The organism is Brevibacterium sp. NPDC049920, from assembly GCF_040656435.1.
GTDB classification, from domain to species: Bacteria; Actinomycetota; Actinomycetes; order Actinomycetales; family Brevibacteriaceae; genus Brevibacterium; species Brevibacterium pityocampae.
Map to the genome: position 1 here is coordinate 18,511 of NZ_JBFAMF010000015.1, position 22,248 is coordinate 40,758.

General features: G+C 70.6%; 19 protein-coding genes. 7 read left to right on the plus strand and 12 right to left on the minus strand.

The window, feature by feature from the left end; all coding sequences use genetic code 11:
• Nucleotides 1-63 precede the first annotated feature (63 nt).
• Nucleotides 64-2,160: a RecQ family ATP-dependent DNA helicase gene (locus tag AB0I45_RS12795; protein WP_345030445.1), complete on the plus strand. Its 2,097-nt coding sequence runs from the start codon at nucleotides 64-66 to the stop codon at nucleotides 2,158-2,160.
• Nucleotides 2,161-2,198: 38 nt separating this feature from the next.
• Nucleotides 2,199-2,789, plus strand: a complete 591-nt coding sequence (locus AB0I45_RS12800; protein WP_217494880.1) for an ATP-binding cassette domain-containing protein — start codon at nucleotides 2,199-2,201, stop codon at nucleotides 2,787-2,789.
• Here AB0I45_RS12800 and AB0I45_RS12805 read toward each other — a convergent pair.
• The 4 genes from AB0I45_RS12805 to AB0I45_RS12820 all read right to left on the minus strand — a co-directional run bounded on the left by AB0I45_RS12805 (nucleotide 2,773) and on the right by AB0I45_RS12820 (nucleotide 6,075).
• Nucleotides 2,773-3,495, minus strand: a complete 723-nt coding sequence (locus AB0I45_RS12805) for a GntR family transcriptional regulator (RefSeq protein WP_175406810.1) — start codon at nucleotides 3,493-3,495, stop codon at nucleotides 2,773-2,775. The genes AB0I45_RS12800 and AB0I45_RS12805 overlap by 17 nt on opposite strands.
• Nucleotides 3,496-3,764: 269 nt before the next feature.
• On the minus strand, nucleotides 3,765-4,478 hold the full coding sequence (locus AB0I45_RS12810; protein WP_345030441.1) for a DUF3152 domain-containing protein: 714 nt from the start codon (nucleotides 4,476-4,478) through the stop codon (nucleotides 3,765-3,767).
• 266 nt (nucleotides 4,479-4,744) lie between these two features.
• Nucleotides 4,745-5,605 carry a VTT domain-containing protein gene (locus AB0I45_RS12815; RefSeq protein ID WP_345030439.1) on the minus strand — a complete coding sequence of 287 codons (861 nt, stop codon included), beginning with the start codon at nucleotides 5,603-5,605 and terminating at the stop codon, nucleotides 4,745-4,747.
• Nucleotides 5,606-5,856: 251 nt separating this feature from the next.
• The gene (locus AB0I45_RS12820) at nucleotides 5,857-6,075 is read right to left on the minus strand and encodes a hypothetical protein (RefSeq protein ID WP_137318236.1); all 219 of its coding nucleotides are present in this window, start codon (nucleotides 6,073-6,075) and stop codon (nucleotides 5,857-5,859) included.
• Nucleotides 6,076-6,419: 344 nt separating this feature from the next.
• On the opposite strand from AB0I45_RS12820, the gene AB0I45_RS12825 reads away from it, so the two are divergent.
• The 5 genes from AB0I45_RS12825 (at nucleotide 6,420) to AB0I45_RS12845 (ending at nucleotide 11,936) form a co-directional block, all read left to right on the plus strand.
• Nucleotides 6,420-7,208 (plus strand): TIGR02206 family membrane protein, encoded by a 789-nt coding sequence (locus AB0I45_RS12825; protein ID WP_345030436.1) that lies wholly within the window; start codon nucleotides 6,420-6,422, stop codon nucleotides 7,206-7,208.
• A 298-nt stretch (nucleotides 7,209-7,506) separates the two neighbouring features.
• Nucleotides 7,507-9,369, plus strand: a complete 1,863-nt coding sequence (dnaK, locus tag AB0I45_RS12830) for a molecular chaperone DnaK (protein ID WP_295690190.1) — start codon at nucleotides 7,507-7,509, stop codon at nucleotides 9,367-9,369.
• On the plus strand, nucleotides 9,369-10,073 hold the full coding sequence (locus tag AB0I45_RS12835; protein ID WP_345030432.1) for a nucleotide exchange factor GrpE: 705 nt from the start codon (nucleotides 9,369-9,371) through the stop codon (nucleotides 10,071-10,073). Before dnaK ends, AB0I45_RS12835 begins: the two co-directional genes overlap by 1 nt.
• A gap of 208 nt (nucleotides 10,074-10,281) precedes the next feature.
• Nucleotides 10,282-11,328, plus strand: a complete 1,047-nt coding sequence (locus AB0I45_RS12840; protein WP_345030430.1) for a DnaJ C-terminal domain-containing protein — start codon at nucleotides 10,282-10,284, stop codon at nucleotides 11,326-11,328.
• A 134-nt stretch (nucleotides 11,329-11,462) separates the two neighbouring features.
• Nucleotides 11,463-11,936 carry a helix-turn-helix transcriptional regulator gene (locus AB0I45_RS12845; RefSeq protein WP_345030427.1) on the plus strand — a complete coding sequence of 158 codons (474 nt, stop codon included), beginning with the start codon at nucleotides 11,463-11,465 and terminating at the stop codon, nucleotides 11,934-11,936.
• A 173-nt stretch (nucleotides 11,937-12,109) separates the two neighbouring features.
• Here AB0I45_RS12845 and AB0I45_RS12850 read toward each other — a convergent pair whose 3' ends face one another.
• The 8 genes from AB0I45_RS12850 to AB0I45_RS12885 form a co-directional block, all read right to left on the minus strand.
• On the minus strand, nucleotides 12,110-12,892 hold the full coding sequence (locus AB0I45_RS12850; protein ID WP_345030424.1) for a maleylpyruvate isomerase family mycothiol-dependent enzyme: 783 nt from the start codon (nucleotides 12,890-12,892) through the stop codon (nucleotides 12,110-12,112).
• Nucleotides 12,893-13,073: 181 nt separating this feature from the next.
• A complete protein-coding gene (locus AB0I45_RS12855; protein ID WP_345030422.1) occupies nucleotides 13,074-13,811 on the minus strand; it encodes a DUF3618 domain-containing protein in 738 nt (245 codons plus the stop codon).
• Entirely contained in the window at nucleotides 13,808-14,479 is a 672-nt protein-coding gene (locus tag AB0I45_RS12860; RefSeq protein ID WP_345030420.1) for a phage holin family protein, read from the minus strand. Before AB0I45_RS12860 ends, AB0I45_RS12855 begins: the two co-directional genes overlap by 4 nt.
• On the minus strand, nucleotides 14,476-15,429 hold the full coding sequence (locus AB0I45_RS12865) for a hypothetical protein (RefSeq protein WP_345030418.1): 954 nt from the start codon (nucleotides 15,427-15,429) through the stop codon (nucleotides 14,476-14,478). The genes AB0I45_RS12860 and AB0I45_RS12865 overlap by 4 nt, the downstream gene beginning before the upstream one ends.
• Nucleotides 15,430-15,817: 388 nt before the next feature.
• The gene (locus AB0I45_RS12870; protein WP_345030415.1) at nucleotides 15,818-17,425 is read right to left on the minus strand and encodes a DASS family sodium-coupled anion symporter; all 1,608 of its coding nucleotides are present in this window, start codon (nucleotides 17,423-17,425) and stop codon (nucleotides 15,818-15,820) included.
• Nucleotides 17,426-17,787: 362 nt separating this feature from the next.
• The gene (locus AB0I45_RS12875; RefSeq protein WP_345030412.1) at nucleotides 17,788-18,870 is read right to left on the minus strand and encodes an LPXTG cell wall anchor domain-containing protein; all 1,083 of its coding nucleotides are present in this window, start codon (nucleotides 18,868-18,870) and stop codon (nucleotides 17,788-17,790) included.
• Nucleotides 18,871-19,030: 160 nt separating this feature from the next.
• Entirely contained in the window at nucleotides 19,031-20,749 is a 1,719-nt protein-coding gene (locus AB0I45_RS12880) for an LPXTG cell wall anchor domain-containing protein (protein WP_345030410.1), read from the minus strand.
• A 249-nt stretch (nucleotides 20,750-20,998) separates the two neighbouring features.
• The gene (locus AB0I45_RS12885; protein ID WP_345030408.1) at nucleotides 20,999-22,171 is read right to left on the minus strand and encodes a diacylglycerol kinase family protein; all 1,173 of its coding nucleotides are present in this window, start codon (nucleotides 22,169-22,171) and stop codon (nucleotides 20,999-21,001) included.
• Between the last annotated feature and the right edge of the window lie 77 nt (nucleotides 22,172-22,248).

Consider the following 22,248-nt stretch of genomic DNA (forward strand, 5'->3'; position numbering starts at 1 on the left):
TGCCCGGGCATCTTCCGTGTCCGTGCCTCTCCCGTGTCCGTGCCCGGACCTAGACTCGGGACCATGGACAGCAGCGAACTCCGGACCCAGGCCCTCAGCGCACTGCGCGAACTCACCGGTCGTCCCGACGCGGAGTTCCATCCCGGGCAGTTCGAGGCGATCGAGGCGCTCGTCGCCGGTCGCCGCCGCACCCTCGTCGTGCAGCGCACCGGTTGGGGCAAATCCGCCGTCTACTTCGTCGCCGCCCGGCTGCTCCGTGCCGCCGGCCGCGGCCCGTCCCTCATCATCTCCCCGCTGCTCGCCCTCATGCGCGACCAGGTGGGGGCCGCCGAACGCGCCGGGGTCCGCGCCGTCACCCTCAACTCCTCGAACGTCACGGAGTGGGACTCGGTGCTCGCCGCGCTCGGCGACGGCGCCGTCGACGTCCTCCTCATCTCCCCGGAGCGGCTCAACAACCCGAAGTTCCGCGACCACGTGCTCCAGAACCTCCTCACCGAGGTCGGCATGATCGTCGTCGACGAGGCGCACTGCATCTCCGACTGGGGGCACGACTTCCGGCCCGACTACCGGCGCATCGGCGCCCTGCTCGCCGAGCTCCCGGCGGACCGGCCGGTGCTCGCGACGACGGCGACGGCCAACGAGCGGGTGGTCGCCGATGTCGCCGAGCAGCTCGGCGCGGACACCCTGGTGATCCGCGGCCCCCTGTCGCGGGCCTCGCTGCGCCTCGGCGTCGCCCCGGTGCGCCAGCCGAGCGAGCGGATCGCCTGGCTCGGTGAGCGCCTGGGGGACTTCCCCGGATCAGGCATCATCTACACGTTGACCGTCGCCGCCGCCCAGGACACCGCCCGCGCCCTGCGATCCGCGGGCTGGGACGTCGCCGCCTACACCGGGGGCACCGACCCGGAGGAGCGCGAACGGCTCGAGGGCGACCTCAAGGCGAACCGGCTCAAGGCGCTCGTCGCCACCTCCGCGCTCGGCATGGGATTCGACAAACCCGACCTCGGATTCGTCGTCCACCTCGGTGCGCCGTCCTCCCCGGTGGCGTACTACCAGCAGGTCGGCCGTGCCGGCCGTGCCACGGAGTCCGCCGACGTCCTGCTTCTGCCCGGCGCGGAGGACTCCGACATCTGGGAGTACTTCGCGACCGCGTCGATGCCCGCGGAGGACGATGCCGCCGCAGTCCTCGCAGCCCTCACCGACGTTGGCGGGGAGCCGCTGTCCGTGCCGCGGCTGGAGACCCTCGTGGGCGTCAAGCGCGCCCGCCTCGACCTGCTCCTCAAGACCCTCCAGGTCGACGGTGCCGTGGATCGGGTGGCCGGCGGGTTCGTCTCCACCGGCCGCGGGTGGACCTACGATGCCGAGCGCTACGCCAACGTCGCCGCCGCGCGGAAGCGGGAGGCACAGGCGATGCTCGACTACGAGGCGACGGGCGGCTGCCGCATGCGGTTCCTCGCCGAGCAGCTCGACGACCCGGAGGCCGCCGACTGCGGACGGTGCGACACCTGCGCCGGCCAGTGGTGGTCCGACGAGGTCTCCGACTCCGGACGCTCCGCCGCCCGCTCGGTGCTCAGCGCGGTCGGGCTGCCGGTCGAACCCCGCGCCTCGTGGCCGTCCGGGCTCCCGTCGATCGGGGTCGACCTCAAGGGGAGGATCCCGGAATCGGAGCGCAGCGCCGTCGGCCGGGTCGTCGCGCGGCTCACCGACCTCGGCCCCGGGCAGCTGCTGCGCGGATTCCTGGCGCCCGGGGCGGAGGACCTGCCCGTCCCGCCGGAGATCGGCGCGCACTGCCTCCGCGTGCTCGCGGACTGGGGCTGGGACGCCCGGCCCGAGGTCGTCGTCTCCATCCCCAACGCGCGCCGGCCTACGACGGTCGCCTCTCTCGCCGCGGAGCTCGCCCGCGTGGGCCGGCTGCACGAGGCCGGGCCGCTGACGGCCCGCCGGGAGACCGGCAGCCCCGACGTCAACAGTGCGTTCCGCGTGCGAGACGTGCACGACGCCTTCGCCGTGAGCCCCGAGCTCGCCGCTGCGGTCGAGGGCCGCACGGTGCTGCTCGTCGACGACGAGATCGTGTCCCGCTGGACCATGACGGCGGCCGCCCGGGAGCTCCGCCGCGCCGGCGCCGCGGCCGTGCTGCCCTTCGCGCTCGCCCTGCGCGCCTGAGGCACATCTGTGGGGGCGCGCCCGGTCCACGTCGCCGGGTGCGCGCCTGGGCCGCGCTCGCCCGTGGACCGTGCGGCACACCGATCGTGGTCGTCGCCCATGCGCCCGGCGGTGCGGCGCGGACCGGCCTGCTCCACCAGGAGCCGCCGTTCACCGCCGGGACCACGGTGGGCGAGGAGCGCGAGCGCGCGGCCGCGCCCCCGCGCGCTGCGGCAGCCGCCGTCGACACCTCAGCGGCGGCCCTCGCTCAAGACCCCGAGGGTGCGCAGTCCGTCGCCGCGCTCGAACGCGCGCGGCGGCCCGACGCATGGTCGGTCGACGCGCACGTCGAGGCCACCTTCACCGGGCACGGCCTCGGCGGGATCGCCCGCGGTCGACGCACCGGCGAACTGTCCGGCGGCCAGGTGGCGCGGCTGTCGCTGGTCTGGCTCCTGCTCAGTCGGTCGGACGTGCTGCTGCTCGACGAGCTGACGAATCATCTCTCGCTGTTCCTCGTCACCCAGCTCGAGGATGCGCTGCCGGACTATCCGGGTGCCGTCGTCATCGCCTCGCACGATCGCCGGCTGCGCGCCGGGTGGACCGGTCGGCGTCTCGATCTCGGGGAGGAGAGCCTCAGAAGCGGTGGGTGACGCTGATCGCGGAGCCGAGCATCGACCCGGTGCGGTACTCGACCGGGGTGTCGCCGGACGCGGAGATGCGGGTATACGCGAGCAGCGGAGTACCGGGCTCGCACTCGAGCGCCGCGGCCTCCTCCGCATCGGCCGCGACCGCCCGGAGTGTCTCCCTGCCCCCGTCCACGCTGATGCCGCAGACCACGCTGAGCTCCCGGTACACGCTCGTATGGGTGAAGTCGAGATCGGTGAGCGGCTCGGCGTACCGCAGCGGGATCCAGCTGTGACCCAGCGAGATCGGCGGGCCGTCGGGGTGGTAGGTCCAGGCGAGGTGGAGGAGCGCGGTGTCGGATTCCACGCCGAGATGCGCCGCCGCCTCCTTGTTGAGCTCGGCCCGCTGGACCGTCGTGTGGGTCGTGCCCCGGGAGATGTCGCCCTCGAGTGGGGGCAGCAGGCTGTGGACCGGGCCGCTCGAGGTCCACGGGTCGGTGGTCTGGACCTGGGGCGCGCGGCCGCGGTGGGAGATGATGATGCCGGCCTCGCGCAGCGGGCGCAGTGCCTGGCGCACTGTCCCTCGGCTCACGCCGTACTCCTCGGCGAGCTGCACCTCACCGGGGAAGCCTTCGGTGAACTCGCCGGAGTAGATCCGGGAGCTGAGGTCGTCGTGGATGCGCTTCCATACCGGGTTGGGGCGCGTGGTACCGCTTTCGGCACGGGAGAACAACGTCAGGACCTTTCGGTGGACAAAGCAGTGGGTCGGCCATTTGAGGACGGGGTGAGGCAACGCGCCGTGTTGATGACCGACGGAATCCGGCGGATTCCCGGTCACTGTACACCGGTTTGACTGAACATTCTGCCGTTCAATGACATTCCACCGAGATGGGATCGCTCCATGCGGCCCGCATGCAAGGCAGCGGCCGTCCGGGTTCATGGTGCGGAAGGGCGATCATGCGAGTGGTGCTCGAAACTGCGTATAGGAGATCCTACCTCCGCTCAGGCCACGGTGGGCCAGGCATTCGGCCGGCAGCCGTCGAGCCCCTTCGACTGCTGATGCATGAGAGGAGCGGGCTCCCCGTCACCGGGGCAGCTGACGTGGCCGTGCCCGAGCGCGTGCCCGACCTCGTGGTTGATGAGATACTGGCGGTAGACCTCGAGCGACTCGAAATCCTCCGTGCCCTGCATCCAGCGCTTGGCGTTGAGGTTGACGTTCGGGCCGTTGCGGCACGAGAGCTCGCCGTCGGTGATGAGCGGTGCGCACATCCGGTCCACGGTGTCGGGGCTCGCGATGCTGATCACCGAGTCGGCCTCCGCGGTGTCGACGACGAGTTCGAAGGCGACGCCGTCGAGCGTCTGCCAGCCGCGTTCGTCCTGGAGAGTCGCGATGACGAACTCCGCGGCTTCATCCGCGTCGATAGGCATGTCGTCCTCGACCCGGATGGCGACGGCGAAGGGCCGGCCGTCCTCGGTCGACGGTTCCACCGGCTCATCGCTGCTCGCCCACTCGCCGCTGCCGGAGACGGGGACCTCGGTGGGTGTCGGAGTGCCCGGGGCGGCCTGCCCGGGTGCCGGGATCGATTCCGGGGCGACGGCCGCGGTCGGCGTGGCCCCGGCGTTCACCTGGTGTGCGGAGTCCGCCGGGGTGCAGGCGGAGACGGCGAGCACGAGGGACGCGGCGGCAAGCGGCAGCATCGGGCGCGGGGGATGCATGCTCGTCATCGTAGTCGACGCCCGGCGCCGCGACGGGACCCCGCACATCCGGTGCGGGGATCCGCAGGCCCGGTTCAGGGTTCCAATGCCAAGCTGTTCGAGCGCCTGCCGGGTTCAGCCGCGCAAGGAGCGCATGGCGCGCATGGCGCGCTGCTGGGCCACGGTGTCTACGGCGCGGAGCACGGCGATCCGCACGGGCCTGCGGGGTGTGCCGGCGCCTCGGCCCGGGGCCGGATCCGTGGAAGCCGGGAAAGCCGTGGACGAGGTCAGGCCTGGGCGTCTTTCGCCTGCTTGTTCGCCTTCGCGCCGGACCACACGGCGATGAGGACGACGAGGCCGAGGCTGAGCCACAGCGCGTAGCGGTCGATGGTCTGGATGACGTCGACGGCCGCCTGGCCGAGCGAGTAGCCGAGCAGTGCGACACCGACGGTGAGGATGAGGCAGGCGAGGAAATCGGCGATGAGGAACACCCACAATCGCATCCCGCTCCAGCCGGCGACGAGCCATACGAGGGTCCCGGGGATGCCGGGCACGCGGCTGATGACGACGAGGAGGAAGAGGAGCCACGGGGGCATCCGGCGGAACTTCTCGACCTGCCGGCGCTGCCGGTCGGTGGAGGTGAAGATGCTGAGGATGCCGTCGCCCCAACGGCGGCCGGCGAGCCAGAACAGCCAGTCGAACTTCGTCATCCCGACGAAACCGGCGACGAGCACGAGCCAGAGCGGGAACTCGCCCACCCGCGCATAGGCGGCTGCGCCGACGATCGCGGTCTTCGCGCCGGTGAGGAACTCGAGGAGAATCGGCTGGTGCGCGATGAGGAACGGCCGGAACGGCATCATGCCCAGGTAGAACGCTGGGACGGCGAAGATCGCGAACAGTAGGAACTTGTCCGTCGGAGCCGCCGCGCCCTTCCACGGCTTGAGGTCGTCCCAGGACTGGGGCGGCTCCTTCTTCATGCCGCCGGCGGTGTCTGCGCTGTCCGCGGAAGCCGAGCCGTCAGCAGGAGCGGTGACCGTGGATGACGCCGTGTCCGCAGGTGATGCGGTGTCCTCGGCTTGGGTGCTGTCGCTCGCCGGGCCGGGTGCGCCCGGGGATTCGGGGCGCGGGGATGACGGTTCGGGGACCACGGTCTGTCCTTCGGTGTCGGGGTGGGCGCAGAGTGATCGAGCGGCGCGAGGAGCGCGGAGCCCGCCGGGGTCCGCAGGCGTTCGTGTCATGGTAGCCGGTGAAGCCGGGCGGGTGGTGCCACCGCTCTCCGAGACGGCCTGCGGAGGCGGTCGGGCTCTGGGTCGCCTGCCAATTCGTCCTGGAGCGGCCTGTGGTCAGGGCAACCCTCGCGGGCCGGGTCGGACTGGGGTGCGCGGAACGGGTGCTCGGGTCACCCGCGGCGGCCGGCCACGACGATGAGGGCGATCCCGCCGCCGGCCATCAGCACGCTCACTCCGGCGACGAGGGAGGCGACCAGGCGGAAGTTCGCGGCGATATCGTCGAACGCCTCGGTGTTCCCGCCGCCGCCCAAGAGGAACAGGCCGAACGGCATGATGAAGATCAGCACCGCCGCGGCGATGCCGAGCAGACCGAGGACGAGGAGCGTCACGCCGGGGGCGATGAAGTGGCGCCTCTTCCGAGGCGCGCCCGGGGCTCCCCCGGGCTGCGGGGGCGCAGGCGGCGCGCCGGGTGGTGGAGGGGGCGGGGCCTGACCCCGGCCCCCGCTGGGTGGGGGTGGCCGGTGGGGGTTCCGTGCTGGGCCGGTCATGGTGTGCTCCCGCTCATCCTCGTCGTGTGGTCCTCTCCGGACTCTCCCGCAGCGGCCGGTCTTGCGCAAGCCGGTGCGGAGAACGGCGCGCCTGCGGGCCGGGCAGACTCTACACTCATGATGAGGCCGGAGCGGTGCGGGCACCACCGTCGTGCCTGTCGAGGACGAGCAGGGAAGGGGCGCCCATGGAGATCGCGGAGCCGATCGGCCGGATGGCCCTTTTCGGCCCCGAGCACCTGACCGCGCTCGCCGGGATCGTCGTCGGGGCGGTCGTCCTCGTGGTCATGGCGCGGCGGAAGCGCGGCACCCGCACCGAGCTCCGGATCACCCGTGCGACCGGATGGGTGCTCCTCGTCGTGGCCGTGGGGTGGACGGTGTGGGGGATGCTGCCGAGCCACTGGGACATCGGTCAGTCGCTGCCCTTCCACTTCTCCGACGTGCTCCGCATCGTCACTGCGATCGCCCTCATCACCCGCGCGGGCTGGGCGATCGCCATCACCTACTACTGGGGGCTCACGCTCAACCTCCAGTCGGTCGTCACCCCCGACCTCAACTACATGCAGAACCCCGAGCTCGAGTTCACCGTGTTCTGGATCCTCCACGCCCTCGCCCAGTGGGCGCCGATCGTCCTCGTCTGGGGGCTGGGCTACCGGCCCACCTGGCGCGGCTTCGGCGTCGCCTACGTGTCGGCGCTCGCCTGGGCCGTCCTCGCGGCGGCGGTCAACTGCGCCACCGGAGCGAACTACGGCTACCTGGCGCAGGCGCCGGCCGGTTTCTCCGTGCTCGACCTGCTCGGCGGGTGGCCGTGGTACATCGGTGTGGAGATCGCCGTCGTCGCCGTGGTCTGGATGCTCATGACCCTGCCGTGGTCGGAGCCCGAGCGGCTCACCCACGCCTCGGTCGTCGACCGCTGGCGCTGCGTGCGCCGCTGGGACGGAACGCCCGTGCGGCCGCGCGGGCGAGCGTCGGCCTAGCACTCGGAGCCCGGAGATCACCGGGTGGACCGGAGAAACCTCTCCGACGGCCGGAATAAAACCCCGCTGAGCAAAGTTGAGTCAGGTGTACGCAACTTTCGTGATCGTGGTTTGACACCGCGATCGCGGCGTTCAAGACTTGAGCCAATGGCGCTCAATGTGTTCGGGCGCGCGGTTCCGCTCCGGCTCCCCGGGCGGGGCCCGCTCCAGGGGCCACGGTCGGAAGTCCGGCCGCGGAGCCGTCCGGCCGAGCACATCGGGGCACCGGCTCGCACAACTACGAAAAGGAGTTCTACTCATGGCACGTGCAGTAGGCATCGACCTCGGCACCACCAACTCGGTCGTCGCCGTCCTCGAGGGCGGCGAGCCCAAGGTCATCGCGAACGCCGAGGGCGGGCGCACCACCCCCTCGGTCGTCGCGGTGAACAAGAACGGCGATTGGCTTGTCGGCGAGATCGCCAAGCGCCAGGCCGTCACCAACGTCAAGAACACCGTCGCCTCCGTCAAGCGCCACATGGGCACCGACTGGAGCACCGAGATCGGCGGCAAGACCCTGACCGCCCCGGAGATCTCCGCCCGCATCCTCCAGAAGCTCAAGCACGATGCCGAGGAGTACCTGCAGGAGGAGGTCACGGACGCCGTCGTGACCGTCCCGGCCTACTACAACGACGCCCAGCGTCAGGCCACCAAGGACGCCGGGCAGATCGCCGGCCTCAATGTCCTGCGCATCATCAACGAGCCCACCGCCGCCGCCCTGGCCTACGGCCTCGAGCGCGGCAAGGAGGACGAGCTCATCCTCGTCTTCGACCTCGGTGGAGGCACCTTCGACGTCTCCCTGCTCGAGGTCGGCAAGGACGAGGACGACTTCTCCACCATTCAGGTGCGCGCCACCTCCGGCGACAACAAGCTCGGCGGCGACGACTGGGACCAGCGGATCGTCGACTGGCTCGTGTCCGAGGTCAAGAACGGCTACGGCGTCGACCTGTCCAAGGACACCACTGCGATGCAGCGCCTCAAGGAGGCCGCTGAGCAGGCGAAGAAGGAGCTCTCCAGCGCGACGAGCACGAACATCTCGCTGCAGTACCTGTCGATGAGCGAGAACGGGCCCATCCACCTCGATGAGACCCTGACCCGCGCGAAGTTCGAGGACCTCACCAAGGATCTCCTCGAGCGCACCAAGAAGCCGTTCGAGGCGGTCATCGCCGACGCCGGCATCAAGCTCTCCGACATCGACCACGTCGTGCTCGTCGGCGGTTCGACCCGGATGCCGGCCGTGTCCGAGGTCGTCAAGAAGCTCACCGGCGGCAAGGACCCCAACAAGGGCGTCAACCCGGACGAGGTCGTCGCGATCGGCGCCGCCGTCCAGGCCGGTGTCCTCAAGGGCGAGCGCAAGGACGTGCTGCTCATCGACGTCACCCCGTTGTCCCTCGGTCTCGAGACCAAGGGTGGAGTGATGACGAAGCTCATCGAGCGCAACACCCCGATCCCGACCAAGAAGTCGGAGACCTTCACCACCGCCGAGGACAACCAGCCGAGCGTGTCGATCCAGGTCTTCCAGGGCGAGCGGGAGTTCACTCGCGACAACAAGGCGCTCGGAACCTTCGAGCTCACCGGCATCGCGCCGGCCCCGCGCGGCCTGCCGCAGATCGAGGTGTCCTTCGACATCGACGCCAACGGCATCGTGCACGTGTCCGCCAAGGACAAGGGCACCGGTCAGGAGCAGTCGATGACGATCACCGGCGGGTCCGCGATCCCGCAGGAGGACATCGACCGGATGGTCCGCGAGGCCGAGGAGCACGCCGACGAGGACAAGCAGCGCCGCGAGGCGGCGGACAACCGCAACCTCGCCGAGAACCTCGCTTACTCGACGGAGAAGCTCATCTCCGACAACGAGGACAAGCTGCCCGAGGACGTCAAGTCCGAGGTCAGCGCGGACGTCGAGGCCGTCAAGGAAGCGCTCAAGGGCGATGACGACGACGCCGTCAAGGCCGCCGTCGACAAGCTCTCGCAGAGCCAGACCAAGCTCGGTGAGGCGCTCTACGCGCAGCCCGACGAGTCCGCCGGTGCGCCCGAGGGCGATGCCGCAGGCGGATCCGCCGACACCGAGGACGAGGTCGTCGACGCCGAGGTCGTGGACGACGAGGACGAGGAGAAGAAGTAATGACTGCCGAGGATCCCGACAACGGCGCAGCCGAGCAGGGCTTCTCGTTCAGCGACAAGCGCCGCATCGACCCGGAGACCGGGGAGGTCCGGAACCCCGCTGATCCGTCGGCCCAGGCAGCTGCCGGGTCGGGCGGGGACCCGGAGCCGGACCCGCAGGCCGCAGCGCCTGCGGACCCCGGCGCGGAGCCCGCCGAACCCGGCGTCGAGGTCCCGGACGACATCTCCGGCATCGACGACACCGCGGCCCCGGTCGAGGGCGGCGTCGAGGACGAGCAGTCCGCCGACGCCCGCCTCGCGGCCGAACGGCTCGCCGACCTGCAGCGGATCAACGCGGAGTACGCGGCGTTCCGGATGCGCGCCAAGCGCGAGCAGGACCGGGCCCGGGAAGCCGGCGTCCAGTCCGTCGTCGAGGCGCTCTACCCGGTGCTCGACGAGCTCCGGCTCGCCCGGGAGAACGGCGACCTCACCGGTCCCTTCGAGACGCACGCGAAGAAGCTCATCGCGTCGCTCGAGAAGGTCGGGGTCGTCCAGTTCGGGGAGCCGGGCGAGGAGTTCGACCCGAGCATCCACGAGGCGCTCATGCAGCAGCCGTCCGACGAGGTCGAGACCGCCACGGTCTTCCTCGTCATGCAGCCGGGCTACCGGCTGGGCGAACGCGTCATCCGGGCCGCCCGCGTGGGTGTGCAGGCGCCGGCCGAATGATCCGCTCCCGAGGCGCCCGCCGGCACCCGGCCCACCCCACCGGTGGGAGATTGGGCATCCCGGCGGGGCGCCTCGGGCACGGGCCCGGCGAGCAGGACGCGCCCATCCGACCGCCTGCCGCTCGGCACGTGAGGAAGACAGCAGCACACATGACACATGAGAATCAGCAGATCGATGCGAGCGTGAGCTCACAGGAAGGAGGTGCCAGGTGAATACGGGACCTCAGAACGAATGGTTCGACAAGGACTACTACACAACCCTCGGCGTCTCCAAGGACGCCACGGACGCGGAGATCAAGAAGGCCTACCGCAAGCTGGCCCGCAAGTACCACCCGGACACGAATCCCGGCGACAAGGCCGCCGAGGAGAAGTTCAAGCAGATCAGCCAGGCCAATCAGGTGCTCTCCGACAAGGAGACCCGCGAGCAGTACGACCAGGTCCGCGCCATGGGCCGCGGCGCCCGCTTCTCCGCCGGCTCCGGCGGCGGAACCGGTGCGGGCGGATCCGGCGGCGGGTTCGAGGACATCTTCTCCGGCCTGTTCAACACCGGCGCGGGCAGGAGCCAGTACCCGCGCTACACCACGCGCGGCGGCGGCAGCCCTTACGGCGGCTACGGTGACGTGCCGCCCGACCTGTCGGACCTGTTCGGCGGTCAGCCCTACGGCGGCAGCCCCTACGGCGGAGGGTTCTCCACCGGCCCGCAGAAGGGCGGGGACATCAAGGCGAGCACCTCGCTGTCCTTCACCGAAGCGGCGAAGGGTGCCACCGTCAAGCTCACGATGCCCTCGGGCAAGCCGCTGAGCGTGCGCACCCCGGTGGGCGTCAAGGACGGCCAGAAGATCCGCGTCAAGGGCAAGGGCAAGCCGAGCCCCAACGGCGGGGAGAACGGCGACGTCGTGCTCACCATCAACGTCGAGAAGCACCCGGTGTTCAGCCGCGACGGCGACAACCTGAGGATGGAGCTGCCGGTGAGCTTCGACGAGGCAGCGCTCGGCGCCGAGGTCGAGGTGCCTACCCTGTCCGGCATGCCCGTGCGGATGAAGGTGCCCGCCGGCACTCCGTCGGGTCGCGTGCTGCGGATCCGCGGCAAGGGCATCGAGGGCAAGAATCACACCGGTGACCTGCTCGTCACCATCGAGGTCGCCGTGCCGCGGAACCTCAGCCCGGACGCCAGAAAGGCCGTCGAAGCCTACCGGAAGGCGACCGAGGGTGAGGACCCGCGTGCCGAGCTGTACGCCCGGGCGAAGGCGAGCTGAGCGCGCACCGGCTGGATCCGGGCCGGACTCGATTCCCGCGGCCGGACGATGACAGGGAGCCCTGAGTATCGGGGCGCAGCGCAGGAGACCACAGCAAGTAGAGCGACGACCGAGCGAAGGAGGTGGAGAGCACGATGCAGATCGACAAGGACGCCGCAGTCTACGTGATCTCGGTGGCCGCGGAGCTCGCCGGGATGCACCCGCAGACCCTGCGGCAGTACGACCGGCTCGGGCTCGTGGTGCCCCAGCGCACCGCCGGCCGCGGCCGGCGCTACTCCGCCGCCGACATCTCCCGGCTCCAGCTCATCCAGCGCCTCTCCCAGGAGGAGGGAATCAACCTCGCCGGGATCAAGCGGATACTCGAGCTGCAGCGCGAGGTCGAGACGCTCGGGGCGCATACCCGGACCCTCGCCCAGCGCCTCGAGAAGGTGATGCGCAGCGGCGGCGGCCGCGTGTTCGCCGCCGGCGCCGCGGGTGACGTCGTCTCGATCGTCCACGGCACCCGGCCCGAGCTCCGGATCGCCGGGGCGCTGGCACCCGGAGCGACCGCGCGCGCCGGCGGACGGCGCAGCGGTGAGCTCACGCTCTACCGCCGCCGCTCCGGCTGAGGCGCAGCGCAAGCGGCGCGCCCGGCTCCACCGGATCCGGATACGCCCGTCACCGGCACCCACCGCCGGCACCCCGCGCAACTGTGGGACCTTCGGACGAGAGTGGTGCCGTTGATGGCCCCACACTCCGTCGAAGGTCCCACACTCCCGGGCACACATGCCGCGCCGGCGGCTCAGAGCCAGTTCGGGGGCGCCGGGAGGTCCTGCGGCGTGGTGCTGCCGGTGCCGCCCTTGTCCGTGTCCCCGGACACCGAGGCCGGCCAGCCGCGGCCGGTGAGGTAGGACAGCACCTCGGCGGCTTCGCCGGTGACCTCGATCGGCTCGGCGGGCGTGCTGCCCTCGGTGCCGTGGCGGATCACCCGCTCCGAGCGGTCGTCGCGGTCGGTGAGCCGGACCCGGTAGTGCACGGGCTCGTCGCGGGCACCCCAGGCCGTATCGACGTCATCGAGCAGCCGGTCGACGACCTCGGCCGGGAAATCCCGGGCAGTCATGCCGATCCCCAGGTCGAGGCTGTGCATCCACACCTCGCGGGCCCGCAGCCAGGGGATCTCCGCGGCGAGGATGTCCGCACCGCGCCCGGACACCACCTGTGATCCCCAGTCGTCGTCGGACATCGAGTCGAGCTCGGCGGTGAGGTCGTCGGCCACCTCATGCGCGAGCGTGATCGTGTCCGCGCCCGAGGTGTGCGCCACCCCGTCGGCGATCTGCTGGTCGCGCCATTCCCGGGAGGGGTACATCGGATTCTGCACGCCCGTCTTCGCCCATTCGAGCAGCCGGAGGAAGCCCTCGGCGTTGTAGAGCACGTGGAGGGCCACATGCTTGCGCGTCCAATCGGGGACGAGGGACGGCTCATCGAGGCCGTTGACGGAAAGCTGATCGAGGGCCTGGAGGTAGAAGGTCTCGCCGAGCAGCCGGAAGCCGAGGTCGCGCTCGAGCGCATTCGTGTCGATGTCCATGGTGGTCACTCTAGTTCGCCTGGGCGACGGCGGGGGAGGTCAGGCGCGCCCGGGCGACGGTGCGGCATCCACTTCGGGCGAGAATGCCGCCGGTGCCCGGGCTGGAGTGCCCGGACAGCACAGCGCCCGCGGGAGCTCGGGGCTTCCGCGGGCGCTGCGATGGTTCATCGGAGGGCGAGGGTCACTCGCGGGTCTCCTTGACCGTCTGACCGGAGGACTGGGCCTCGGTCTTGAGGTGGTCGGCCTCGGACTGGGCGTCGGACTTCACGCGCTCGGCGCCGGACTGGGCCTGCGACTTCACGCTCTCCGCAGCCTCCTTCGCCGGCTCCTGCAGGTTCTGCCCCATGTCCTTGGCGACGCTCTGGGCCTCCTGGACGAGCGGCTGAGCGGCGTCCTTCGCCTGACCGGCGAGCTGCTGCTCCTTCTGCGAGGCAGGGATCAGCGAGCCGATGAGCCAGCCGGCGCCGAGCGCGATCACGCCGGCGGCCAGCGGGTTGCCGCGGGTGCCCTGCTTGATGCGGCCGGGCACCTGGGAGGCGGCGTCACGGGCCTGGTAGGCGGCGTCGCGAGCCTGGTCGGCCGCACCGTGGGCGGAGTCGGCGAACTGCTGGCGCTGGTGGTTGAGCTGCGCGTTGGCGTCGTCGGCGGAGCCCATGATGGATTCCTTCCAGTGGTTCAGGCGATCGGCGACCTTGTTCTTGCGGCGCTCGACGACCTTGGCCGGGGAGACCTTCTCCGCCATCGCGTCGACGTCGTAGCCGAGGTTGCGACGGGTCTGCTCGATCTCCGCGCGGATCTGCTCGGGGGACTTGTTCGAGTTGTCCGTCGGGTAGTCTGCGGTGCCGTAGCCGGCGTTGCCGTGGGTCGCGACGGGACGGTTGGGGTCGGCCTGGTAGCCGTGATCATGGGTGTAGGTCATGGCGTTTCCTTTGCGGGATTCATGGTGGGCGGGATGTCCTTGGCAGTGTCCACGGTCTCGGGGATGCCCTTGACCTGCTGGAGCTTGCTCTTGCCGACGAGGCCGAGCACGGTGGCGACGATCGCCCAGATGACTCCGACGACGAGCGCCCCCCAGCCCAGTCCGATGAGGTTGGCGAGCGCCATCCACAGGGCATTGGACAGGAAGAGCAGGAAGAACAGCGCGGCGATCGCGGCCCCGGCGAGCATGCCGGCACCTGCGCCCGCGCGCTTCGCCGACTGGGTCGCCTCGGCCTTGGCGAGGGCGATCTCCTGCTGGATGAGCTGGGTGGTGTTCCGGCTCAGGGAGGAGAACATCTCGCCGATCGACTGGCTCTCGGCGCGCACCTCGGCCTGGGCCTCGGCGTAGGCCTCGCGGTCGTAGCCGCGGTCCCAGCCGTGCCCGGCGGCGTTCGCCGGGTACTCCTCACCGGGTCGGGGCGGCTCCTGCGCCACGTAGGCGGTCTGCGGATTGGGCCCGGGCGGGACCACGCCGGGCTGGCCCGGATGCGGCTGGCCGGGGTGGACCGGCTGGCCCGCGTGCGGGACCTGCTGGCCCGGGTACCCGCCGCCCGGGTGCTGGCCGGGGTGCTGCCCCGGGTGCGCGCCCTGGTTGGGGTCGTAGCTCATCGGTTGGTCTCCCCGGTGCCGTAGCCCTGCTGGCCGTCGTCGTACTGGCCGGCCTCATAGCCCTGGCCCGCGCCGTACTGGCCTGCGGACTGCTGCCCGGCGGCGTAGCCCTGCTGGCCGTACTGACCGCTCGCATCGCTGTACTGCCCGGCGGAGTACTGGCCTCCGGTCGGGTAGCCCTGCTGCGCGTATCCCTGTGCGGCATAGCCCTGCTGGCCGTAGCCCTGGGCCGGGTAGCCGGTGGTCGGGTACCCGCCCTGGACGGGGTAGCCGTACTCGCCGGTGCCCGTTCCCGAGGTGCCTCCGCCGTTCGAGTCGTTGTTGGCGTCGGCGAGACCGCGGGTCACGCGACCGGCGATGAGGCCCACGCCGGCGGCGATCGCGAGGAAGGTGAAGGGACGGGTGGAGGCGAAGCGGCGCACGTCCTGCACGAGATCCTGCGGGTTCGAGTTCTCCAGCCGGTCGGCGATCGCGGAGACGCGCTCGTCGGCCATGCTCAGCAGGTCGCGCGTGACGGCGTCCTTGGGCTCCTCGCCGCGGCGCAGCCCGGCGAGGTCGTCGGACACCGCGCGGACGGACTTGGCGGCACGACCCTGCTGGTGCGAGGCCTGGTCGCCGGCATCGCGCTGGAGCTGGTGCCAGAGGTTCGAAGCCTGCTGCTTGGCCTCCTCGGCCACCTGTCCGGCCTCGTACTGCGCGGTCGAGGCCACGTTCTGCGCGGCGGCGCCGGCCTCGCCCTGGAGGCGGCGGCCTTCGTCCTTGGCGACATCGGCGGTGCCGGTGCTGTCGGTGCTGACGCCGTGGCGTCCGTAGGATGCGGGCTGGTCGCTGCTGAGCGCGGCACCCTGCGATGCGGAGTGCACCGGCTGCTGCGGCACATCGGTTCCCGGGTACGGGGTGTCGGAGCCGAGTGCGCTGCCCGAATCCGCGGAGTTGTAGTTGTCGGTCATCGATCAGACCTTCCTTGAGGAATCGGTGGAAATGGGCCCCGCTTTCAAGGGCCCTTGCCTTTTCACCCAACCACTTCTGGGGGATTTCGGCAAGGCTCCCGGTGTGTGAAGTTCCTGGCAGAAGGCGGTGCGGCCCGATGGCGAGGGGTGCGAACCGGCCCGGGACGCGGTGCGTCCCGGGCCGGGAGGTCGCGGTGTGCCCCGGATTCGCGGGGCACACGAAGGCCGGTGCGTGCCGGTGGACTCGGCCTCCCGGCCGCGGGTGCGGTTCCCCGCCGGGCGGGTGCCTGGCGGGTGCCGGTGGTGCCGGAGGGGTGCTGCGGGTGCCGAGCGGACTCCGCCGGCGCCGGCGGCATGCGGCGGGTGCCGGACTGCGCCGGAGCCTCCCTCAGACCAGGCCGATCCAGCTCCAGTAGGTCGCCGACAGGAGCAGCACGAGCAGGTAGCCGACGATGGTGAGCGGGATGCCGGTCTTGAGGAACTGCTTGGCGGTGAAGGCCCCGGTGCCGTAGGCGAGCATGTTCTGCGGCGCGGAGATCGGCAGGAGGAAGCCGAAGCTGATGACGAACTGCTGGATGATGACGAATCCGAATCCGCCGTCGGCGGCCCCGGGCAGGGTCGCGGCGAGCGCGATGTAGACCGGGATCAGGGCCGAGGCGAGCGAGGTCGCCGAGGCGAAGCCGAGGTGGATGAGGATCGTGAAGAGCGAGACGAGCGCGATCGTCGTAAGAAGCGGCATCTGGCTGATGCCGAGCGCACCGAAGGTGTTCTGCGACAGCCATGCGGCGGCGCCGGTGTCGAGCAGCAGGGTGCCGAGCGAGATGCCGGTGGCGAACACGATGAGGGTGCCCCAGTTGACGAGCTTCTCGAGCGACTTCCAGGAGAACACGCCGATCTTCGGGACGAGCAGCAGGCCGATCGCGATGATCGTGATCGTCGAGGAGTCGAGCGGGTGGAGGATGCCCTCGGTGGCCCACATGAGCAGGAGGAGGCAGGCGATGACGATGAGCCGGATCTCCTTGCCCGTCATCGGACCGAGCTCGGCGAGGTTCTGCTTGACGACCTCGCGCCCGCCGGCGATCGAATCCACCTCGGGCTTGATCGCCCAGCGCATGATGAAGTAGAGCGCGATCGACATGAGGATCGACCACGGGGCGGCGTAGAGGAACCACTGGCCCCAGGAGATGGTGATGCCGAGCTGATCCTCGATGAAGCCGGCGGCGACGAGGTTCTGGGCGGCCGCGGTCTTGATGCCGACGTTCCAGATGGAGACGGCCTGGGCGGCGGCGATGATGAGGAGCGCGCCGAGGCGGGAGTTGTTCGCAAGCCCGAAGGCGGCGACCATGCCGAGCAGGATCGGCACCACGGCACCGGCACGGGCGGTGGCCGAGGGGACGAAGAAGGCGAGGATGATCGCGATGACGATGCCGCCGATGAGGACGTTGCGGGTCTTCTCGCCGGAGAATCGGAGGACCCACAGGGCCAGGCGCTTGTGGAGGCCGGTGGCCTGCATGGCGGCGGCCAGGGCGAGGGCGGCGGCGACGAGCGCGACGGCGGTGGATGAGAAGCCGGCGAGTCCCATCCGCAGGGCGTCGGAGGAGCCGATCGTGGTCGAGGGGTCCTCGAGGCCGGGGGAGAACCCGAGGAGGATCGCGATGAGCCCGATGATGAGGACCGAGCTCACCGAGTAGGACACCGCCTCGGTCACCCACATGATGACGGCGAACACGAGGATCGCGAGCGCGCGCTGGGCGGCGACGGAGAGGCCGTCGCCGGTGGGGACGAAGAGGATGACGGCGAACATCGCGAGGAAGGCGACGCCGAACCAGATCGGCTTGAGGTTGAGGTGGGCGAAGAAGCCGTCGGGCTGGCGGGAGCCCGCGGTCGCGGTCTCCTGGCGGGCGACGGCCTGCTGCTCTGCGCGGGCCTCGTCCTGCAGCCGGGAGCGCTTGACCGCCTTCGAGCGGAGCCGGGAGCTGTTCTGCGGGGGGATCATCGGGTTCACCTGATTCCGTGTCCGGGTGCGAGGCCCCGGTGGGGGTCTCCGGGACCAGGATAGGAGTCGGCCGGTCGATCCGGGTGGGGGTCTTGACCTGCGGTTCCCCTCATCTCATGCGCACGATTCCGGCAGGGCGCGCTGTGTTCCCGGTTACAGCGTGCGACGGATGCGGCGCGTGCGATCTGCGGGCAGTTGCACAGACTGTGGGGCTTTCGAAGAAGAGTGCGACCGATGACGCCACCACTCTTCGTCGAAAGCCCCACACTCCCGTCGGCGCATGCGGAAGGCCCGCGAACCGTGGGGTTCGCGGGCCTTCCGGGTGCGCGGTGCCGGTGCGGCAGCGCTCAGCTCGGGCTGGCTCAGATGTCGGCCGGGCCGGTCTTGGCGCCGCGGCGGCGGGTGAGCATCATCGTCGCAGCACCGATGACGAGGAGTCCGGCGCCGGCGGCGAGGCCGGTGAGCTCGGTACCGGTGCGCGGCAGGTCGTTGCCCCCGGCGTTGTCGTCCGAGCCGTTGTCGTCGCTCGAGTCGTCGTCACCCGGGTTGGCATCGTCGTCGCCGTAGCCCACGGTGAACGCGTCGGTCCAGGAGTTCTCACCGCAGGTGGCGGTCACGGTGTACTCGCCGATGTAGGCCTCGGCCTGGTCGGCGTCGAGTCCCTTGACGCCGTGGACGGCGATGCCGTTCTCGTCGGCGGCGACGGTCTCGGTGTAGGGGCGGACGTCGTCACGGCCGGCGCGGACCTCGAAGGTCACGTCCTGGCCGGGCTCGCAGCCGCGGACGGCGAAGGCGACGCCCTCGTCGACGAACTTCTCCGGGGTGACCCGATCGGACTCGAGGTTGAGACCTTCCTTGAGCTCGGCACCGTTCCAGGTCCACTCGTCCTCGTCCGCGTCGTCATCCTCGGTCGGGGTGGGGGTCGGCGAAGCGGTCGCGGTCTCGGTCTCAGTGGGGGTCGGCGACGGGGTCTCGGTCTCGTCGTCATCGTCGGAGGCGGTGACGGTGAACTGCAGAGCAGCCCCGACCTGGTTGCCGTCGGGGCCCATGATCTGGACGGTGTAGTCACCGACGTAGGCATCCGGGTTGTCGGCGCTCTGGCCGAAGATGGTCACGCCGAGGATGCCGTCTTCAGCGACGGTGGCGTCCAGCTCGTAGTCCTTGACCGAATCGCTGGAGGGGTTGACCTGGAGCGTGTACGTCCCGGTCGGGAAGTCCTGGCCGGACCCCTTGATAGCGGTGTCCTCGTTCACGAAGTCATCAGCGGAAACCGTCTCAGCGCTGAGCGAGGCGGTCGGCTCGGCAGCCTCCGGCTCCGGGGTCGCGGTCTCCGTCTCGGTGGGGGTCGGAGCCGGGGACGGCGTGGGGGCGGCGGACACGGCGGTGGCGCCGAAGCCGCTGATCGCGATGGCGACAGCAGGGGCGAGGATGATCGACTTCTTCACGGTGGTGCCTTTCGTGGATGAAAAGATTGACTGGCCTCAACGTAACCGGGCGCATCCGGCGTGAAAACTTGTGTTCATTGTGGTCGCGAACCGAACGTCTGCGAAGACGACTGCGGCCCCCGTCCGAAAGAGGACGGGGGCCGCAGCTGCGGGCCGGGGATCAGATGTCGCCGGGAGCGCTGCCGGCGCCGCGACGGCGGGTGACGAGGAGCGAGGCACCGCCGATGACGAGCAGCGCGGCCCCTGCGGCGAGACCGCTGAGCTCGGTGCCCGTGCGCGGCAGGGTGCGGCCGTCGTCGTGGCCGCCGTCGGATCCGCCGCGACCGGGATCGCCGACGACGAACCGGCCGGTGAGGTCCTCGCCGCCCTCGCAGGCTACGCGCACCTCGTAGGTGCCGACGTAGACGTGCGGGGCGTCGGCGTTGATGCCGCGGACGCCGAAGGTGACCGTGCCGTCCTCGCCGACGGTCTGCGTGTCCGTGTGGCCGGTGACCCCCGAGGAGCCGGACGGGGTCACGGTGAGCGTCGCCGCGGTGCCCGGCGTGCAGCCGGTCGCAGTGATCGACACGGCCTGCTCCTTGACGAAGTCCGCCGCGGAGATCCGCTCCGGGTCGATCGCGAGCGACCGCGCGACCGCCTCGTCCTGGTCGTCGTCGCCCGGGCGCGCGTCGTCGTCATCGTCACCGGGGCGGGCGCCGTCGTCGTCATCGTCGTCGCCCGGGGTCGGGGTCGGATCGCCGACGCGGAAGCTGCCGGTCAGCGCGTCCTCGCCCTCGCAGTCGACGACGACGTTGTACGTGCCCTCGTAGGCCGCGGGGTTGCGGGCGGAGTCGCCCCAGACGCGGAACGACACGGTGCCGTCCTCAGCGACGGTCTCGACGTCGTCGAGCCCGTCGATGTCGCCGGACCCGTCGAGGTTGACACGGATCGTGGCCTCGGTGCCCGGCTCGCAGCCGGATGCGACGATCGTCACGCCCTTGTCCTCGTCGACGAAGTCCGCCGCGCTGATCTGCTCGGGCGAGATCGAGAGGCTGAGGGCCGCTGCATCGTCCGCATCGTCGTCCTCGCTCGGAGGCGTCTCGGGGCTCGGGGTGTCGTCGTCCTCGTCCCCGTCGCCCGGGGGAGGGGTTTCGCCGTCCTCGTTGTCACCCGGAGGGGGAGTCTCGTCGTCACCGTCGCCGGGGGGAGGGGTCTCGTTGCCTTCGTCGCCGTCACCCGGGGGAGGAGTTTCGTTGCCGTCGTCGGCATTGACCGTGATGTTGAGTGGTTCGACTTGACCGTCCCCGTCATCGGGGATAGTCCCCGTGACGGTGATCGTGCCACCATCTGTCCGCAGAGCGGCGATGTCGGCTGAGAGCTCGGTGACGTTGATTCGTGCTTCTGCCCCGGGTGCGACGGTGAGCTCTTTCGATCCGCCTGGCTCCGCGGTGGCGGTGACTGACATGCCCGCCGTCGTCGAATCATTCTTCACGGTGATGACGAAACCGGCTTCGACCTCATCGGCGTTGACTGTGGTCTTCTCGGTAGTGATCGAACCCGTCGAGGCTTCGGCATCGTTCGCATCCTGGTCCTCGGAATCGTCCGACTCCGAAGAACCGTCCGGTGCTGATTCCGAGTCCTTCTCGGCCTTCTCGGGGACCGGCTCCTCGGCGGGCTTCGGCTCGGCTTCCTTCTTCGGAGCCGGCTCCTCGGCCTCGTCCGTGGTCTCCTCGGCCTTCGGCTCCTCGGCGGGGGCGGGCTCCTCGGCCTCGGCAGCCGCCTCCGGAGTCGCCTCGCTGGGGGTTTCGGTGGGCTCGGCATCTTGCGCGAAAGCGACGGGAGTGCCCAGGCCGGTGAGCGCGATGGCGACGGCGGGAGCGAGGACGATCGACTTCTTCATGACAACCTCATTCACAGGGAAGGCGCGCCCGCGGTTCGGGAGCAGCAGTGATCCTTGGCCTCATTCAATCCGATCGCGCGGAATGAGCGTGAATATGTGCTGAATAGAACATGAACAACAGGTGAATCGCGCTTGGTGCTCAGCCAGCAGAGTACGGATCATCGTCCTGCTCGTCCCGCCTGCCCGCTCAGGCCGAGTCCTGCTCGGATCGGTGCCGCGCTCACCCGACCGGCACCCGCCGGGGCCGGATCATCCGACGGGGATCGGCCAGCCCTCGGCGCGGATCGCCCGCTTCTGCTGACGGGTCGCGGTGCGCATGGTGAGCGCATGCTCCTCGACCTGCATCGCGAGGTAGGTCGACGAGCCGACGGCGTCCCCGTCGAGCTGCACCTCGATCTCCTCCTCGGACTCGATGATGATCTCCCTGCACCGGTGGATCTCCGTGTGGAGGCCCTTGCGCTTGTTCCGGCCGAGCACCGACGCCGCGACGCCGATCCATTGGACGGCGTTCTTCGGGGCGATGACGATGACGTCGAGGATGCCGTCGTCGAGCTCGGCCTCGGGCAGCAGGGTGATGCCGCCCTGGAGCTTGCCGCAGTTGCCGGCGACGACCGAGCGGATCTTCTCGGTGAAGGGCTCCCCGCCGTCCACGGTCACACGCACCTTGGTGCGCGTGCCGACGAGCTTGCGGCTGCCGGCCTCGAGATAGGCGAGCCAGCCGACCTTGGACTTGAGGTCGGAATCGGTGTCGGCCATGACTGCGGCGTCGAAGCCCAGGCCGGCCATGACCATGAACGCGTGGTCCTTGCCGCCGGGCTCGATCTGCGCGTGCGCGACGTCGACGGCGGTGTCCTCGCCCCACAGCGCGATCCGCAGCGCCCACTCGGGTCGGCCGAGCACGATGTCGAGGTTCCGGGCCAGCAGGTTGCCGGTGCCCATCGGCACGACGCCCATGGGGACGCCGGTCCCGGCGAGCACTTCGGCCACGGCGCGCACGGTGCCGTCGCCGCCGGCGGCGACGACGAGGTCGACTTGCTGCTCGAGCGCCTGTCGGGCCATCGTGCAGCCGGGGTCCTCGACCTCGGTCTCAAACATGATCGGGGCGTCCCAGCCCTCCTGCCGGCACACGGCCCCGGCGGTTGCCTCGAGGCCGGCGGCATCGGGCTTCGAGGGATTGACGATGATCGCGACGCGCGGCTTGGGCGGGACGACGGTCTCCTGACCGGAATCCTCGTCCGCGCTCGTCATCGGCGTGAGGTCCTGGGCACCGCCGGCGAGGTCGACCCTGCGGTCGCGCCCCTTGCCGTCCCCGCCGCGGGAGGCCGAGGAGCGGCGGCCGACCGCGAGGCCGACCCCCAGACCGACGAGCAGCATGACGACGACGATGATGATGCCGATGAGCAGATCGGTTCCGGTGTCCATGTGACCAATCTAGCCGCTGGGCCTGCGTGCCGGATGCAGGTCGGTCCGGATGCAGGGGGCCTTGACGTCACGGTCAG